This is a genomic window from Candidatus Pelagibacter communis, from assembly GCF_001180225.1.
In the GTDB taxonomy this organism is placed as follows: domain Bacteria; phylum Pseudomonadota; class Alphaproteobacteria; order Pelagibacterales; family Pelagibacteraceae; genus Pelagibacter; species Pelagibacter ubique_D.
Genome location: NZ_CVST01000014.1, coordinates 1 through 887 on the forward strand (window position 1 = coordinate 1; position 887 = coordinate 887).

Genomic DNA, 887 nt, shown 5'->3' on the forward strand with positions numbered 1-887 from the left:
TACATCGTAATTGCATCTATTTTGAGATAAAAAAATAGTGTCACCTGAAATTGGACCATCGACTAAAAAGTTTTTTTTTTTTAGTTTAAATATTAGTGGTTTAATTATTTTATCATCTTCGTTAAACTTATCGATACTTTCGCAATGTGGATTTAACCCAAGTACTGCTATTTTGGGTTTAAATTTAAAAGTATTCTTGTAAAATTTATTTATTAATATAATTTTTTCCTCAATTTTTTCTTTGTTAATTGATTTTGCAACGTACTTAATGGGCAAATGAGTTGTTACTGGACATACAGATAATTTTTTATTGTAAATAAGCATTGCACTTTCTTTAATTTTAAATTTTTTAGCGATATACTCTGTAATGCCTAAATACTTTTTGTTTAAAAAATTTTTTTTATTAATTGGTCCATTTATAAATTTTTTAAGTTTATATTTTTTAATAATCTTAAAAGCTATTTCGAAGCTTTTATTAATATAATCAAATGTATCATTATCATTATTGTCAATATTTATTAAATTAATATTGGTGTTGTTTAAACTTTGTATATCAAAGTTTGGATATTCAATGATTTTAATTTTTTTTTTTATTTTTTGATTTTTTTTTTCTATTGAAAGTAGTTTGTAAGAAGCAATTAATATGATGGGTGTTTTAAAATTTATTTTATTTATTGATTTTAAAAATATTTCTAAAAAAATACTTTTTGGATCTCCATTAATAATTAATATAGGTTTTTTAGAACTCATCTATTTGATACTCTTTTTTAATTTTATTAAAGTATAGATTTGAGAATTGATTAAACTGCTCATTTTCTTTTTGTTTTACTAATTTTTTTAATTCTTCATTTATGTCAATTTCAATGAACTCTCTTTTAATTTTATTT

General features: G+C 20.0%; 1 protein-coding gene. It reads right to left on the minus strand.

Annotated features, from left to right (window positions below; genetic code table 11):
* Positions 1 to 750 (minus strand): 4-hydroxythreonine-4-phosphate dehydrogenase PdxA (locus AMN99_RS01375; RefSeq protein WP_075506065.1); only part of this gene is annotated, 750 nt, incomplete at its 3' end.
* Between the last annotated feature and the right edge of the window lie 137 nt (positions 751 to 887).